The sequence below is a fragment of the Limnohabitans sp. DCL3 genome (genome assembly GCF_048019295.1).
In the GTDB taxonomy this organism is placed as follows: domain Bacteria; phylum Pseudomonadota; class Gammaproteobacteria; order Burkholderiales; family Burkholderiaceae_C; genus Limnohabitans_A.
In genome coordinates this window covers 1,089,306-1,103,828 of the sequence record NZ_CP171842.1, presented here as the reverse complement: position 1 = coordinate 1,103,828, position 14,523 = coordinate 1,089,306, and the positions used below count along the sequence as shown (strand labels likewise).

Annotated in this window: 17 protein-coding genes; 10 read left to right on the top strand and 7 right to left on the bottom strand. The window is 61.0% G+C overall.

Annotation, left to right across the window (positions count from 1 at the left end):
* Positions 1 to 22: 22 nt before the first annotated feature.
* From kdsA to ACHEXK_RS05035, 6 genes are read left to right on the top strand one after another with little or no spacing between them, the layout of a single operon-like run.
* Positions 23 to 877: a 3-deoxy-8-phosphooctulonate synthase gene (gene kdsA / locus ACHEXK_RS05060; RefSeq protein ID WP_416548273.1), complete on the top strand. Its 855-nt coding sequence runs from the start codon at positions 23 to 25 to the stop codon at positions 875 to 877.
* Positions 874 to 1,161 (top strand): DUF1330 domain-containing protein, encoded by a 288-nt coding sequence (locus ACHEXK_RS05055; protein ID WP_416548272.1) that lies wholly within the window; start codon positions 874 to 876, stop codon positions 1,159 to 1,161. Before kdsA ends, ACHEXK_RS05055 begins: the two co-directional genes overlap by 4 nt.
* 49 nt (positions 1,162 to 1,210) lie before the next feature.
* A complete protein-coding gene (eno, locus tag ACHEXK_RS05050) occupies positions 1,211 to 2,497 on the top strand; it encodes a phosphopyruvate hydratase (RefSeq protein ID WP_416548271.1) in 1,287 nt (428 codons plus the stop codon).
* Positions 2,498 to 2,509: 12 nt separating this feature from the next.
* Positions 2,510 to 2,785 (top strand): cell division protein FtsB, encoded by a 276-nt coding sequence (gene ftsB / locus ACHEXK_RS05045; RefSeq protein WP_416548270.1) that lies wholly within the window; start codon positions 2,510 to 2,512, stop codon positions 2,783 to 2,785.
* On the top strand, positions 2,782 to 3,357 hold the full coding sequence (gene pnuC / locus ACHEXK_RS05040; protein WP_416548269.1) for a nicotinamide riboside transporter PnuC: 576 nt from the start codon (positions 2,782 to 2,784) through the stop codon (positions 3,355 to 3,357). Before ftsB ends, pnuC begins: the two co-directional genes overlap by 4 nt.
* Before the next feature lie 5 nt (positions 3,358 to 3,362).
* Entirely contained in the window at positions 3,363 to 4,043 is a 681-nt protein-coding gene (locus ACHEXK_RS05035; RefSeq protein ID WP_416548268.1) for an AAA family ATPase, read from the top strand.
* Positions 4,044 to 4,114: 71 nt separating this feature from the next.
* Here the strand turns inward: ACHEXK_RS05035 and ACHEXK_RS05030 are convergent, their stop codons facing one another.
* Both ACHEXK_RS05030 and ACHEXK_RS05025 read right to left on the bottom strand, forming a co-directional pair.
* Positions 4,115 to 5,101, bottom strand: coding sequence for an Hsp33 family molecular chaperone HslO (locus ACHEXK_RS05030; RefSeq protein ID WP_416548267.1), 987 nt, complete (start codon positions 5,099 to 5,101; stop codon positions 4,115 to 4,117).
* A gap of 79 nt (positions 5,102 to 5,180) precedes the next feature.
* Entirely contained in the window at positions 5,181 to 5,705 is a 525-nt protein-coding gene (locus tag ACHEXK_RS05025; protein ID WP_416548266.1) for a gamma carbonic anhydrase family protein, read from the bottom strand.
* 86 nt (positions 5,706 to 5,791) lie between these two features.
* Between ACHEXK_RS05025 and ACHEXK_RS05020 the strand changes: the two genes are divergently transcribed.
* Positions 5,792 to 6,568 (top strand): ferritin-like domain-containing protein, encoded by a 777-nt coding sequence (locus tag ACHEXK_RS05020; RefSeq protein ID WP_416548265.1) that lies wholly within the window; start codon positions 5,792 to 5,794, stop codon positions 6,566 to 6,568.
* Here ACHEXK_RS05020 and xerD read toward each other — a convergent pair.
* Together xerD and ACHEXK_RS05010 are read right to left on the bottom strand one after the other, a co-directional pair.
* A complete protein-coding gene (gene xerD, locus ACHEXK_RS05015) occupies positions 6,565 to 7,473 on the bottom strand; it encodes a site-specific tyrosine recombinase XerD (protein WP_416548264.1) in 909 nt (302 codons plus the stop codon). The genes ACHEXK_RS05020 and xerD overlap by 4 nt on opposite strands.
* Before the next feature lie 10 nt (positions 7,474 to 7,483).
* Positions 7,484 to 8,458, bottom strand: coding sequence for a tripartite tricarboxylate transporter substrate binding protein BugE (locus tag ACHEXK_RS05010; protein ID WP_416548263.1), 975 nt, complete (start codon positions 8,456 to 8,458; stop codon positions 7,484 to 7,486).
* Between the two features lie 163 nt (positions 8,459 to 8,621).
* On the opposite strand from ACHEXK_RS05010, the gene ACHEXK_RS05005 reads away from it, so the two are divergent.
* Positions 8,622 to 9,527, top strand: a complete 906-nt coding sequence (locus ACHEXK_RS05005) for an AEC family transporter (protein ID WP_416548262.1) — start codon at positions 8,622 to 8,624, stop codon at positions 9,525 to 9,527.
* 12 nt (positions 9,528 to 9,539) lie between these two features.
* Here the strand turns inward: ACHEXK_RS05005 and queG are convergent, their stop codons facing one another.
* Entirely contained in the window at positions 9,540 to 10,631 is a 1,092-nt protein-coding gene (gene queG, locus ACHEXK_RS05000; protein WP_416548866.1) for a tRNA epoxyqueuosine(34) reductase QueG, read from the bottom strand.
* Here queG and tsaE point away from each other — a divergent pair, their 5' ends adjacent.
* A complete protein-coding gene (gene tsaE, locus ACHEXK_RS04995; protein ID WP_416548261.1) occupies positions 10,632 to 11,201 on the top strand; it encodes a tRNA (adenosine(37)-N6)-threonylcarbamoyltransferase complex ATPase subunit type 1 TsaE in 570 nt (189 codons plus the stop codon).
* On the top strand, positions 11,191 to 12,603 hold the full coding sequence (locus ACHEXK_RS04990) for an N-acetylmuramoyl-L-alanine amidase (protein ID WP_416548260.1): 1,413 nt from the start codon (positions 11,191 to 11,193) through the stop codon (positions 12,601 to 12,603). Before tsaE ends, ACHEXK_RS04990 begins: the two co-directional genes overlap by 11 nt.
* Positions 12,604 to 12,606: 3 nt before the next feature.
* On the opposite strand, the gene ACHEXK_RS04985 is transcribed toward ACHEXK_RS04990, so the two are convergent.
* On the bottom strand, positions 12,607 to 13,284 hold the full coding sequence (locus ACHEXK_RS04985; RefSeq protein ID WP_416548259.1) for a transaldolase family protein: 678 nt from the start codon (positions 13,282 to 13,284) through the stop codon (positions 12,607 to 12,609).
* Positions 13,281 to 14,495, bottom strand: a complete 1,215-nt coding sequence (locus ACHEXK_RS04980; RefSeq protein WP_416548258.1) for an ROK family protein — start codon at positions 14,493 to 14,495, stop codon at positions 13,281 to 13,283. Before ACHEXK_RS04980 ends, ACHEXK_RS04985 begins: the two co-directional genes overlap by 4 nt.
* Between the last annotated feature and the right edge of the window lie 28 nt (positions 14,496 to 14,523).

Below are 14,523 nucleotides of genomic sequence, written 5' to 3'. Positions count from 1 at the left end.
CCCCTGAACACTGGAGTAAGCCATGAAACTTTGCGGATTTGACGTGGGCCTGCAGCAGCCTTTCTTTTTGATCGCGGGCACCTGCTCCATCGAAGGTCTGGAGATGTCCATCGAAGTGGCTGGCCGTCTCCAAGAGGCTTGCTCGGCGCTGGGCATTCCCCTCATCTACAAAGGTTCGTTCGACAAGGCCAACCGTTCCTCGGGCAGCACGCAGCGCGGTGTAGGCATCGATGCGGGCCTGAAAATCCTTCAGGAGGTGCGCCGCCAAATCGGCGTGCCCATCCTCACCGATGTGCACGACGAGTCGCAGGTCAAGACCGTGGCCAGCGTGGTAGACGTACTCCAGACCCCGGCCTTTTTGTGCCGCCAGACCGATTTCATCCGCGCTGTGGCCCAATCGGGCAAGCCCGTCAACATCAAGAAGGGCCAGTTTTTAGCCCCTTGGGACATGAAGAACGTCATCGACAAAGCCCGCACCGCAGCGCGCGAAGCCGGCCTGCCCGAAGACAACTTTCTGGCCTGCGAGCGTGGCGTGAGCTTTGGCTACAACAACCTGGTCGCCGACATGACCAGCTTGGCGGAGATGCGCAAAACCGGCGCCCCAGTGGTGTTCGATGTGACGCACTCGGTGCAAAAGCCGGGCGGCCAAGGCACCAGCAGCGGCGGAGCGCGCGAGATGGTGCCGGTGCTGGCACGTGCGGGTGTGGCTGTCGGGGTGGCCGGTTTGTTCATGGAAACCCATCCCAAGCCCGCCCAAGCTTGGTCTGATGGCCCCAACGCCGTGCCGCTGGGCCAAATGCGCGCCCTGCTCGAGACCCTGGTGCAGCTCGATTCCGTTACCAAAAAGAACCCATTTTTAGAGGACGATTTCGCATGAGCGGCTATATCATCGCCCACGTTCAGGTGACCAACCCTGTTCAATATGAAGAATACAAAAAGTGGTCCACCGCTGCCATGAAAACGGCTGGTGCAGAAGTCTGTGTGCGTGGAGGGCAGGTGCAGGTGCTCGAAGGCGACTGGGCTCCTGAGCGCATTGTCATCCTGAAGTTTCCCTCGTTCGAGGCCGCCCAAGCCTTCTACGAGCTGCCCGAATACCTCCAAGCCCGCAAGGCCCGTGAAGGGGCCGCCATCATGCGCATGGTGGCCGTCGAAGGCGTCTGAACCGCAGGCGTTGAAACCCGTTTTGTTTTTAAATTGAGAGAGTTCAAAAATGAGTGCAATTGTTGACATCGTCGGCCGTGAAATCCTCGACAGCCGTGGCAACCCCACCGTCGAATGCGACGTGCTGCTGGAATCTGGCGTCATGGGCCGTGCCGCAGTGCCGTCTGGCGCATCCACCGGCAGCCGCGAAGCCATCGAGCTGCGCGATGGCGACAAGAGCCGTTATTTGGGCAAAGGCGTGCTCAAAGCGGTGGAGCACATCAACACCGAAATTTCTGAAGCCGTGCTCGGCCTGGACGCTTCCGAGCAAGCCTTCTTGGACCGCACCTTGATTGACTTGGACGGCACCGAGAACAAGAGCCGCTTGGGCGCCAACGCCATGTTGGCGGTGTCGATGGCCGTGGCCCGTGCTGCGGCCGAAGAGTCCGGTCTGCCCCTGTACCGCTACTTTGGCGGCATGAATGGCAACCAACTGCCTGTGCCCATGATGAACGTCATCAACGGCGGCGCACACGCCAACAACAACCTCGATCTGCAAGAGTTCATGATCATTCCCGTGGGCGCACCGTCGTTCCGCGAAGCCGTGCGCTGGGGCGCCGAAGTGTTTCACGCCCTGAAGAAGATCATCCACGACAAAGGCATGAGCATTGCCGTGGGCGATGAAGGTGGCTTTGCCCCCAACGTCGAGAGCCACGAAGCGGCGATTCAAATGGTGCTCGAAGCCATCGCTGCGGCCGGTTACACCGCTGGTGAACAGATTGCCATTGGCCTCGATTGTGCCGCCAGCGAGTTTTACAAAGACGGCAAGTATGTACTGGCCGGTGAAGGCGGGATCAGCTTGACCTCGGAGCAGTGGACAGACATGTTGGCCTCTTGGTGCGACAAGTACCCCATCATCAGCATCGAAGACGGCATGGCCGAAGGCGACTGGGACGGCTGGAAAGTGCTGACCGACCGCTTGGCCAAGAACGTGCAAATCGTCGGTGATGACCTGTTCGTGACCAACACCAAGATATTTAAAGAAGGGATTGACAAAGGCATCGCCAACTCGATCCTGATCAAGATCAACCAAATCGGCACCCTGACCGAAACCTTCGAAGCCATCGAAATGGCCAAGCGTGCGGGTTACACCGCCGTCATCTCGCACCGCTCGGGTGAGACCGAAGACAGCACGATTGCCGACATCGCCGTGGGCCTGAATGCCGGTCAGATCAAAACCGGCTCCATGAGCCGCTCGGACCGCATGGCCAAGTACAACCAGCTGCTGCGCATTGAGGAAGACCTCGGCGAAGTGGCGGTGTACCCTGGCCGCGCTGCGTTCTACAACTTGCGCTGATCAGGTACGGCCATGGGCAACCGCCTGGTTCCAATTGTGCTGGTCGTCTTGTTGGCGATCATCCAGGCCCAACTGTGGTTGGGCAAAGGCGGCGTGTCCACCGTTGCCGAGCTGGAGCGGTCCTTGAAAGAGCAAAAGGCCGAGAACGAAAAGGCCCACCGCAAAATTGACCAACTCAGCGCCGAAGTCAATGACCTCAAAGAGGGCCTGAACATGGTGGAAGAACGTGCAAGACATGAGCTGGGCATGGTCAAGTCCAACGAAATCTACGTTCAAATCGCCAAATGATGTCCCCCATTGAAATTGCAGGTTTTTTGCTTGGCCTGGCCATGGTGGTGTGCAACATCAAAGAATGGCATTGGGGCTGGCCACTGTCCATCGCCAGTTCTGTTCTGTATTTTTTTGTCTTCAAAGACAGCCTGCTGTACGGTGAAGCGGGCCTGCAATTGGTGTTTGTGGCCATTTCTCTGTGGGGTTGGTGGCAATGGCTTCGCACCACGCCAGACGCCCAACCCGCCATCGCCATTCAGCACTTGTCTGTGCGCGGCTGGCTCCTCGTGCTGGTCTGCAGCGCCGTGCTTTGGCCTGCATTGGCCCTGCTGCTGCAACATTTCACCAACAGCGATGTGGCCTGGTGGGATGCATTACCTACCGCCTTGAGCTTGGTTGGCCAGGTCTTGCTCGGGCGCAAATACCTTGAAAACTGGCTGGTCTGGGTGGTGGTGAATGTCATCAGCGTGGCCTTGTTTGCCCACAAAGGCCTGTGGTTGACCTGTATTTTGTACGCCCTGTTCGCCGCCATGAGTGTCTGGGGCTGGCGCGCCTGGCGTCCAAGCCAGCGCCTCAAATCGGCTGAATAAGCCGCATGAGTGGGTTGCAACGCATCGCCATCCTGGGTGCAGAAAGCACAGGCAAATCCTGCTTGGTCACGGCTTTGGCCTGCGTGCTGCAGTCGCGGGGCCACAACGTGCGCACGGTCGACGAGGTGCTGCGCAGCTGGTGCGATCGCGAAGGCCGAACACCCTTGGCGCACGAACAAATCGGCATTGCCCAAACCCAAGCCCAAGCGGTGCAAGGCATCCAACAAGGTGTGGTGATTTCCGACACCACGCCGCTGATGACGGCGGTCTACAGCGACCTCTTGTTTGGCGATGACAGCCTCTATCCCATGGCTTTGGCGCACCAAGCTTTGTTTGACAACACCTTGGTCACGGGCCTGGATTTGCCATGGGTGGCAGACGGTTTGCAGCGCGACGGACCCCATGTGCGTGGCCCGGTCGACACCCTTGTGCGCCAAGCGCTTGAGCGCGCAGGCATCACTTACCACGTCGTTTATGGGCAAGGCCAACAGCGACTGAACAACGCGCTGCTGGCTTTGGGGCTGCCCGGCGAAGACACCGCTGGCGGCATGGTGCGCGAAAAAGCCCAGTTCGCCATCCACCAAGGGCGCACCGTTTGGCAGTGCAATGCGTGCAGCGACCCCGACTGCGAGCACCAGTTGTTCTCAGGCCTGCTGGCCAAACGCGTGGACCCAGGCGCGCGGTAAGCCATGGCCCTCTGGGCCTCTGATGCGCGTGGCGTCTGACGCCCTCGCCCACTGGAGCGCGCACCCAGATGTCAGTGCACCGAACCACCGGCCAGGTCTGCGGGCAATCCCGTGAAGAGGCCCGCCGCATCCACGGGGTCAAACCGGTATTGGGCACCGCAAAATTCGCAGCCCACTTCCACTTGGCCCTGCTCAGCAAGGATGCCTTCCACCTCCTCGGTGCCCAAGCTACGGATCATCTGGCCGACCCGCTCACGGTTGCAGCGGCAAGCAAAGCGGGGGCCTGACTCGCCGATACTGGGCTCGAAACGGGCCAAAGGCTCCTCCCAATACAGACGGTGCAAAATGGTTTCGGCGTCCAGCCCCAGCAGTTCTTCGCGTTTGAGACTCTTGGTCAAGATCGCAATGCGGCTGAAGTCTTCGCTTTGACCCAGCACCGATTCGCGCAGGAGTGAATCGGCTCGTCCGGCCAGGTTGCCCGCCCCTTCGATGGGCAGGCGCTGAATCAATAAACCTGCGGCCACCTTGTCGTCGGCCGCCAACACCAGCACCGTGTCCAGCTGCTCGGACTGCAACATGTAGTGCTCCAGCACTTCGCTGATGTTGTCCAGCTTCTCGCCTCGGTCGCCAAACAAGGGGACCACGCCCTGGTAGGGCTGCTGTCCGGGCAAGCGGTCTTGGGGGTCCAAGGTGATGGCACAGCGCCCCCCGTTGTTCACATTCACCATCTGGCTCAGGGTAGCGCCCTCGCCCACTTCACCCACTTGGGTACAGGTGGCCCGCAAGCTCAAATCAGCTTGCACCTCGACCACGCCCAGCTTGACCGGGCCATCGCCAAAGATTTGCAGCACCAAAGCACCGTTGAACTTGATGTTGCCCTGCATCAACACGCCAGCCGCGGCCATCTCGCCCAGCAACTGGCGCACAGGTTCAGGGTAAGCGCCGGTCTCGGAATTGGCAGCGCGGCGCGCCAGGATGTCTTGCCAGGCATCGGTCAGGCGCACCAGCATGCCACGCACGGGCAGGCCTTCGAAAATGAATTTATGGAGTTCAGACAAGGTTCAATTTACAGCCCTTTGGGGCCAATCCTCAGAAAAAAATCGGTCACCGCAGATGCCCAGCGGGTCTACACGGCATTCAGGAAACGGCTTTCAAGCCCTTTTTGAAACGACGGGCGTTCTCCACATAATGCTTGGCGCTTTGGCGCAGACCTTCAATCTGCTCAGTTGTCAACTCGCGCACCACCTTGGCAGGCGTGCCCATGATCATCGAGCCATCGGGAAATTCCTTGCCCTCGGTCACCAGCGAGCCAGCACCCACCAGACAGTTCTTGCCGATCTTTGCGCCGTTGAGCACCACCGCGCCAATGCCAATCAGGGACTCGTCGCCTATGGTGCAGCCGTGCAGCATGACCATGTGCCCCACCGTCACGTTTTTGCCGACCTTGAGGGGTTTGCCGTGGTCAGCATGCATCACGCTGCCGTCCTGGATGTTGCTGCCCTCGCCGATCTCAATCGTCTCGGTATCACCACGTACCGTCACGCCAAACCAGACACTGGCATCGGCCGCGATGTGGACCGCACCCATGACCTGCGCGTTGTCGGCCACCCAGGCACTGTCGGCGATGTGGGGAGTTTGAGCATCCAATTGGTAAATGGCCAAGGCGGTCTCCTGTCGTTTGGGTTGTCTTGAAAACCTACAATTGTAGGGATGCCCACCAACGGCCGTGGGCGCTGCCCGATTTCACCATGCACACCTTGCGAACCGCTGCCCTGATCCCATGGGCGCAAACCGACCCGAAGCTGAAGGCGCAAGCCACTTTGGCACTGGACCTGAGCCTGCCCGTGGGTGCGCTCGAAACTTTGAGCGCCCCCACCCCAGGCCCCGGTCGCGCCGCCCGCCCGCTGTTGGTGCCGCACACCCAGCTCAAAGCCAAATCCATGGCCTCGCTCGAGGGTCGCGCCATGCTGGTGCACTCGATCGCCCACATCGAGCTCAACGCCATCGACCTAGCACTGGACGTGGTGTGGCGCTTTGCGGGCATGCCCGACGCGTTTTATACCGATTGGGTGCGCATCGCGCAGGAAGAAGCCAAGCACTTCAACTTGCTGCGCGAACATTTGCTGGGCATGGGTTTTGACTACGGCGACTTCCCCGCCCACAACACCCTGTGGGACATGGCCGAGCGCACCCAGAACGACCTCCTGGCGCGCATCGGTATCGTGCCTCGCACGATGGAGGCGCGAGGCCTGGACGCCTCACCGGGCGTGAAAAACAAACTGGTCAGCGTGGGCGACCACCGGGCGGGCGACATTCTGGACATCATCCTCAAAGAAGAAATCGGCCACGTCGCGGCAGGCAACCGCTGGTACCGCCACCTGTGCCAACAGCGCGGTTTGGACCCGCTCAGCACCTATGCCGAGTTGATCTTGCAATACGACGCGCCCAAATTGCGTCCCCCCTTCAACCTGGCGGCGCGTCGGTTGGCCGGTTTTGAAGAAGCGGAATTGGCCGCCCTGAGCTAACCCCGCGGGTGGTGCTGCGCATGCAGCGTCTTGAGCCGTTCACGCGCCACATGGGTGTAAATGGTGGTGGTGGAGATGTCGGCATGGCCCAGCAGCATTTGCACCGCTCGCAAATCAGCCCCATGGTTGAGCAAATGCGTGGCAAAGGCATGGCGCAGGGTGTGTGGCGACAAAGGGGCGGTGATGCCAGCGGCGATGGCGTAACGCTTGACCAAGCTCCAGAACATGACGCGTGACATGGCCGTGCCGGGGGTGGTGCCACTGGTGGTGACAAACAGGTCTTGGGTCTGGCTTTGGCCCAGCATCGACGCCCGGGCTTGGCCCATGTAACGCTGCAACCATTCGCGCGCCTCCTCTCCAAAAGGCACCAAACGCTCTTTGCTGCCCTTGCCCATGATGCGCAACACGCCCTCATTGAGTGAAACATGCAGGGTTTTGAGGCTCACCAACTCGCTCACACGCAGGCCACTGGCGTACATCAGCTCCAGCATGGCGCGGTCACGCAGACCCAATGGCGTGGTGACATCGGGTGCGGACAAAAGGGCATCGACTTGCGCCTCGCCCAAGGTTTTGGGAACGCGCAGGGCCTGTTTAGCGGCCAGCATGCGCAAAGTGGGGTCGGATGGGATCAAGCGCTCACGCAAGGCCCATCTGAAAAATCGCTTGAAGACGGTGAGCCGGCGATTGGCCGAAGTGGCCTTGGTTTGCGCGTGCCGCTGCGCAAAGTAAGACTGCAGGTGGTGCTCTTGGCTCGCCGCCAGCGCCAGCCTGTGCGTGAGGAACAACCAGTTGGCGTAGAGTGACAAATCGAGACGGTAGGCCGCCAGGGTATTGGCGGCCAGCCCGTCCTCCAGCCAAAGCGCCTCGGCAAAGCGGTCGATGGCGTTTTGGCTGGCCTCGTGCATGGCCTAAAAATCAGTCCAGCTTGAGATTTTGCTGGTTCACCACTTTCTTGTACACCTCGAACTCGGCCTTGATCTGGGCCGTGAATTCCTCTGGCGTATTGGCCACAACCAAAGAGCCCGTGTCGTTGATGCGCTTGGTCACACCAGGCTCTTGCAGCGCTTTTTTCACACCGGCGCTGATCTTGTCCACCACCTCTTTGGGCAAATTCTTGGGGCCCAAAATGCCGTAGTAAGCCATGCGGTTGACGGGCTCCAAACCAATTTCCTTGAAGGTTGGCACATTGGGCAACTGGGGCAGACGCTGGGGTGCAGCCACCACAATCGGCACCAATTTACCGGTTTGGATGAAGGGCAAAGCCGAAGGCAGGTTGTCAAAAATGATGGGCACTTGCCCTGCGACCGTGTCGTTCAAGGCTGGCCCTGCACCACGGTAAGGGATGTGGGTGATGAAAACGCCCGCCAGGCTTTTCCACAATTCGGTCTGCAGGTGGCCAATGCCCCCTGTGCCGGACGAAGCGTAGGAATATTTGCCGGGGTTCTTTTTGATTTCTGCCAAAAAGCCTTTGTAGTCCTTGGCCGGAAAGCTGGGGTGCACTGCGATCACATTGGGTGTGGCTGCAATGTTGATGATGGGCGTGAAGTCGGTCAACACGTTGTACGGAATCTTGGGGTTGATGGCCGGGTTGGCGGCAGTTGTGGACACCGTGGCCATGCCCAAGTTGTAGCCATCGGGCGCAGCCCGCGTGGTTTCGGTCGCACCCACCACACCGCCGCCACCGGCTTTGTTCTCGACGATCACGTTTTGACCCAAGACCTTGCCCAGTGGCTCTGAGATCACACGGGCCACGATGTCGGTGGTACCGCCAGGTGCAAAAGGCACTTGCAATTTGATGGGTTTGTTGGGATAGGCCTGCGCCCATACCGAACCACTGGCCAAAACGGTGACAGCCCAACCCGCTGCCGAAAACAAACTGCGACGCTTCATGTCAAAACTCCTTGAAAGTGCGCACATGATATGCAAAAAAGATGCGCCCTTGAGAGAGGAAAAACCCACAAAACCGTGAAATAAAGGGCATTCATCGCCCCCCCGTTACCCCAGGGTGACAAGCGGCCCCCATTTGAATGGAGGCAACCGTTATGCTCAAAGGGTGAATTTCGCCCAACTCCTCATTCCTGATTTCGCGCTGATTTTGTGCGGCTACCTGATTTGCCGCTACACCGCCTTGAACCGCTCGGTGTGGCAGCAGGTCGACCGTTTGGTTTACCTGTTCCTGTTCCCGGTGCTGTTGTTCCGCTCCATTGTGAAAAGCCCACTCGATTTGGAAGCGGCCTCTAGCCTCATCGGGGCCGGACTGAGTTTGGGGGTCTGTGCGATTGCACTGTCTTACAGCCTGCCTTATTGGCCGGTTCTGGGCAAACGGCTGGACCGACGTGACCATGCGGCCAGCGCCCAAGTGGGTTTCCGTTTCAACTCCTTCATTGCCCTGGCCTTGGCCGAGCGTTTGGCGGGGCCTGAGGGGCTGCTGCTGATTTCGGTGTTGATCGGCTTTTGTGTGCCCCTGTTCAATATCGGTGCCGTGTGGCCCATGGCCCGGCATGCGAACACGGGTTTTTTGCGCGAGCTGGCGCGCAACCCGCTGATCATCGCCACCACGTCCGGTTTGGTCCTGAACCTGATGGGCTTTGGCATTCCCACTTGGTTGGACCCCAGTGTCAGCCGCATTGGCGCCGCCTCACTGGCCTTGGGTTTGATGGCCGCGGGTGCCGGCATGGAGCTGCGCACCTTGCGCGAAGGCCAACTGCTGGCCGCGAGCGTGCTCTTGATCAAGCACCTGCTGCTGCCCCTGATCGCCCTGGGCATGTCCAAACTGTTTGGACTCACGGCCATGCAAACCACCGTGCTGCTGGCCTTTTCAGCTTTGCCCACGGCTTCCACTTGTTACGTGCTGGCTGCCCGAATGGGTTACAACGGGCCCTATGTGGCAGGACTGGTCACGCTGTCAACCCTCTCGGGCATGCTCAGCTTGCCCTTTGCACTGGGCGTGCTGCGCTGACACCCGGCCTTTTTACGGATGCGCTGCAGCTTGGCGCAACGACCAGGCCGCTTGCTCTTGCACCACCGGGTCGGGATGCGAGCACAGCGCCGTCAAGGCCTGCTGCAGGGCTTGGCGCTCGGGTCCATGGAGGGCATCGGACGCCAAGGCATTGCCAGCCGCCAGCGCCAGATTGCGCTGCCATCGGGCATGACCGATGCGGCGGATGGCGCTGCCCTCGGTGCGTCGTAAAAAATCAAGCTCGCTCCAAGCCATCAGTGCCGCGATGCGGCCTGCCTCTAGGCCCTCACGCGGCTGCCAGTCCGGCACGGTACTGACTTGGGCAAACTTGTTCCAGGGACAGGCCAGTTGGCAATCGTCACAGCCGTAGATGCGGTTGCCAATCAAGGGGCGCAGGGCTTCGTCAATGGGTCCGGCGTGTTCAATGGTCAAGTAGGAAATGCAGCGCCGGGCGTCGAGCTTGTACGGCCCCACAATGGCCTGTGTGGGGCACAAATCCATGCAGGCGGTGCACTGGCCGCAATGGGCCGACACGGGGGGCGTCTCGGGCAACGCAAAGTCCACGAACAATTCGCCCAAAAAAAACATCGAGCCCGCCTCGCGGCTGAGCACCAGGGTGTGTTTGCCGCGCCAACCCAGGCCGCTGCGGGTGGCCATCTCGGCCTCCAACACGGGCGCCGAGTCGGTGAACACGCGGTGTCCAAAAGGGCCAATGGCTTGCGCGATGCGTTCTTGCAGCTTTTGCAAACGACTGCGCAAAACCTTGTGGTAGTCACGGCCCCGGGCATAGAGCGAGACCACCGCCTCCGCCGGCTGCACCATGCGAGACGTTTCATGGGCCAGCCAATCCGGTGGTGTGCCCAGCGGCAAATAATCCATGCGCGCCGTGATGACGCTCACCGTCCCCGGCTGGAGCTCGGCGGGGCGGGCTCGCTTGAGGCCATGACTGGCCATGTAGCCCATGCTGCCGTGAAAACCAGCGGCCAACCAGGCCTGTAATCCGGGCTCTGCTGAGGACAAATCGATACCACTCACGCCAATTTGGGACAATCCCAACTCACGCGCCCAGGTTTGGATCTGGGGCCAAAGTTCAAGAAGGTCGATTTGAGTACGTTGAGCAGTCACCCGCCGATTGTAGAAACTCCCGCCACCGCCGTGCATTGGGAGGGTCTGTGGCCCACCGAAGCGGCCACGCAAGCCTTTGCACAGCGGCTGAGCGCCGCCTTGCAGCTCTGGCCAGGCGGGCGAGATGCTTGCCTGGCATTGCACGGCAACTTGGGCGCAGGTAAAACCACCCTGGTGCGCCATTTGCTGCGCGCGGCCGGCGTGCAAGGTCGCATCAAAAGCCCCACCTACGCGGTGGTAGAACCACACCAAGCGGGCACCGGCGATGCGGTCTGGCCCATTTGGCATTTTGACTTCTACCGATTCAACGATCCACAGGAGTGGGAGGACGCTGGTTTTCGGGACATCTTCGCCGGCCCTGGCCTCAAACTGATGGAGTGGCCGCAAAAGGTCGCAGGGCAGCTGCCCCCACCCGACTGGGTGATTGCGCTCGATGCCATCGACGAGGACCAACGGCTGGTGCGCATCAGCGCGGGCTCGCAGCGTGGGCGATCGTGGCTGTCATCCTGGGTGGCTCAAAGCACCGAAGGAGCACCCGATGCGCCCTGAGCGCCGCCGCTTGATCAAGGCCGGTTTTTTGGCCTTGAGCCTGGGCACTGCGCAATGGGCACGCGGCGCCAATTTGTTGGCTGTGCGCATTTGGCCGGCACCCGATTACAGCCGGGTCACGCTTGAATCTGACGCCCCCCTTCACACCACGCAGACCTTCATCGCCTCGCCCCCACGATTGGCCATTGACCTGGAAGGCTTGCAATTGAATGCCGCTTTGCGCGAATTGGTAGGCAAAGTGCAGGCGTCTGACCCCAACATAGCGGGTATCCGAGTGGGCCAATACACCCCCCATACCGTGCGCTTGGTGATTGACCTCAAACGCGCCATTGCGCCCCAAGTCTTCACGCTGCAACCGGTGGCCGCATATGCCCACAGGCTGGTGCTGGACTTGTACCCCCAAGAGAGTTTGGACCCGTTGGCGCAACTGATTCAAGAGCGGTCGGCAGCGAAAGCTTCCTCACCTGCTGCGGCCTCACCGCCTGCCAGCGCAGCCGCGCCTGACGCATTGGGGGAGCTGATCGCGCGTCAAAATGGGCCAGCCACAGGGGCTGCACTGCATCCAGCGGCGCCTGCGCTCACCCCATCCACCCGAAAACAAGACCTGTTGCCGCCCCCAGCGGTCTCGATGGACAGCCCCAACCATGCGCCACGCGCAGAAAAAAACACGCAGAGCACAGACCGCCTGATCGTGATCGCACTCGACCCGGGACACGGCGGCGAAGACCCTGGCGCCATTGGCCCTGGGGGCACGCGGGAAAAAGACGTGGTGCTCAAAATCGCCAAGATGCTGCGCGAGCGCATCAATGCCAGCACCGTCAATGGCAGCCCCATGCGGGCATTCCTCACCCGCGACGCCGACTTCTTTGTGCCCCTGCATGTGCGCGTGCAAAAAGCCCGCCGCGTCCAAGCCGATTTGTTGGTCAGCATCCATGCCGACGCATTCTTCACACCCCAAGCCAGCGGTGCCAGCGTGTTCGCGCTCAGCCAAGGTGCGGCTTCGAGCAGCGCGGCGCGTTGGATGGCGCAAAAAGAAAACAAGGCCGACTCGATTGGTGGCCTCAATTTGGGCAGCCAAGAGGCCCAAGTGCAGCACGCTCTGCTGGACATGAGCACGGCGGCACAGATCAAAGACAGTTTGCAGCTGGGCAGCAGTTTGTTGCGCGAAATCGGCAGCGTGGGCCGCTTGCACAAACCCCGGGTGGAACAGGCTGGTTTTGCCGTCCTCAAAGCCCCCGATATCCCGAGTGTGTTGGTGGAGACGGCTTTCATCAGCAACCCACAGGAAGAGGAGAAATTGCGCAGCGAAGCCTATCAGCAGCAACTCACCGATGCCCTGATGCGCGGCATTGTTCAGTACTTCTCGCGCAATCCCCCCCTGGCCCGCAACCGGGGTCTTTGAGACTCACCCGGGCACAGCCAACTTTTGACTGGCCTGCACATCGCGCTCAAACTGGGCCATGGCAGCCAAGGTCAAAGCATCGGTGGCCAAGCTGGCGGCGAACTCGGGGCGCACCGTGACGGCATGGGCACCGCAAGCGATCAGGCGCGAGAGCACATCGGCAGTTTTGATGCTGGCAGCGAGCAGTTGCAAGCCATCGGCCTGCACCGCCACACAGGCCTCAATCAGCGACCACACATCGCGCCCGTCGGCTTGAAGGCGGCCCACATAAGGCGCCACATGGTTGGCCCCTTGGGCACGCGCCCACAGCAATTGCACGGGGTTGGACAAACCCGTGAGCAAGGTGGGTACGCCCCAAGCCTGCACTTCGCGCAGCACGGACTGCCAGTCGGGGTGACACGGCAACTTGATGGTCAGGCGAACACGGGCCTGAACAGCCGCAGGCAGCAGCGCCTCTAACCACTGCGCGGCCTCGCCCACGTCGGCCCGGGGCAATTGCAGCATCAGCTCAGGGATGCGTGCTTGGCCTGCTTGCGCCACCAACTGCAAATAGCCCGCCAGACTGACGGGCAAACCGGCTTGCATGACCAAGGTGGGGTTGGTGGTGACACCCTGCACAGGAGGGCAGCCAGGTGGCAGGGCCCATTGGCGGGCGTCGGCCGAATCGAGGTAGAACTTCATGCAGCGTCCTGCTTCAAAAAGATGTCTTTGTCCGGGAAAAATTGGCTGTGCAGCGGCAGCAAAGCGCCGCCCAATGCGCGGGCATGCGCGCCCACCTGCCCGGCCAACAGCTGGGGCTGGTGCATGCCGTCAAAGCGGTACTGGGCCAGCGCGTCTTGTGTGGCGCTCATCAGAGCCGTCATGAGCGGTGCGCCCAAAGAGCCATCCATCACCACGGCATCCAGGTCCAGCAAGGCGGCTGAACTGGCCACCGTCATGGCCAGCGCTTGGCTGGCTTGGGCGATCCAAGGGGCGGTGAACGGGGCATAAGCAGCGTCCATGATGGCCGCTTGGTGGATCAACAAGGGGTCGTGCCCAGCGGCCAGCAGCGCTTGCTCGAGTTGCCAGCCCGAAGCTTTTTGCAACAACTGAGGCGGCATGCCCGACCCGCTCGAAGCCAAACCCACAGGCAAGGAGCCAATCGCCCCTGCGTTACCGCGTTCGCCATTCAAGAGATGACCCGACAGCACCATCCCGCCACCGATGAAGGTGCCCACAAACACGTACAAATAACTGCGCACGCTGCGGCCATGGCCTTGCAGCAACTCGGCCACACAGGCGGCCGTGGTGTCTTTGGCGAAGACCACGGGCCAATCGGTCAGGCGCTGCACTTGGGCCAACAGATCGACATGCTCCCAGCGGGCCAGGGCTTGAGCGGCCTGCCCGCCCATCAGGTCGGCCCATTTGTGCAGCGAGAGGGGGGCTGTCAGGCCCACGCCCACGGTACGCAGCCAAGACTCGCCCATGCGTTCTTTCAGCGTTTGCAGACCTTGCGCCATGGACTCAAAGAGCACATCCGGGTCGGGGTAGTCGTACAGCACTTCGACACGCTCGACGGGTTGGCCTGTGAAGTCGGCCACCAGCAACTCCAAGTTGCGCCGCCCCACCTGAATGCCCACACTGAACGCGCCTTGCGGGTTGAGCGACAACGGCACCGAAGGTTGACCGATTTTGCCGCGCACCCGGTCTTGTTTGAGCAACAAACCGTCGTCGAGCAAGCGGCCAACGATGATGGCCACTGTTTGGGTGGACAACTGGGTCAGTCGGGCCAAATCGGCCTTCGGAATGGCCCCGTGGTGGCGAATCGCTTGCAGCACGATGCGCTCATTGAACTGGCGCATCCCCACGTGGTTGGAGCCACGCATGGCGGAAGTCGGGGTGGCACTGTTCATGGAAGGGGCGAGAAGCGAATGAATCCAA

Coding starts and splice junctions, on each gene's coding strand:
- kdsA (WP_416548273.1), top strand. CDS start 23: ATGAAACTTTGCGGATTTGACGTGGGCCTGCAGCAGCCTTTCTTTTTG.
- ACHEXK_RS05055 (WP_416548272.1), top strand. CDS start 874: ATGAGCGGCTATATCATCGCCCACGTTCAGGTGACCAACCCTGTTCAA.
- eno (WP_416548271.1), top strand. CDS start 1,211: ATGAGTGCAATTGTTGACATCGTCGGCCGTGAAATCCTCGACAGCCGT.
- ftsB (WP_416548270.1), top strand. CDS start 2,510: ATGGGCAACCGCCTGGTTCCAATTGTGCTGGTCGTCTTGTTGGCGATC.
- pnuC (WP_416548269.1), top strand. CDS start 2,782: ATGATGTCCCCCATTGAAATTGCAGGTTTTTTGCTTGGCCTGGCCATG.
- ACHEXK_RS05035 (WP_416548268.1), top strand. CDS start 3,363: ATGAGTGGGTTGCAACGCATCGCCATCCTGGGTGCAGAAAGCACAGGC.
- ACHEXK_RS05020 (WP_416548265.1), top strand. CDS start 5,792: ATGCACACCTTGCGAACCGCTGCCCTGATCCCATGGGCGCAAACCGAC.
- xerD (WP_416548264.1), bottom strand. CDS start 7,473: ATGCACGAGGCCAGCCAAAACGCCATCGACCGCTTTGCCGAGGCGCTT.
- ACHEXK_RS05010 (WP_416548263.1), bottom strand. CDS start 8,458: ATGAAGCGTCGCAGTTTGTTTTCGGCAGCGGGTTGGGCTGTCACCGTT.
- ACHEXK_RS04990 (WP_416548260.1), top strand. CDS start 11,191: ATGCGCCCTGAGCGCCGCCGCTTGATCAAGGCCGGTTTTTTGGCCTTG.
- ACHEXK_RS04985 (WP_416548259.1), bottom strand. CDS start 13,284: ATGAAGTTCTACCTCGATTCGGCCGACGCCCGCCAATGGGCCCTGCCA.
- ACHEXK_RS04980 (WP_416548258.1), bottom strand. CDS start 14,495: ATGAACAGTGCCACCCCGACTTCCGCCATGCGTGGCTCCAACCACGTG.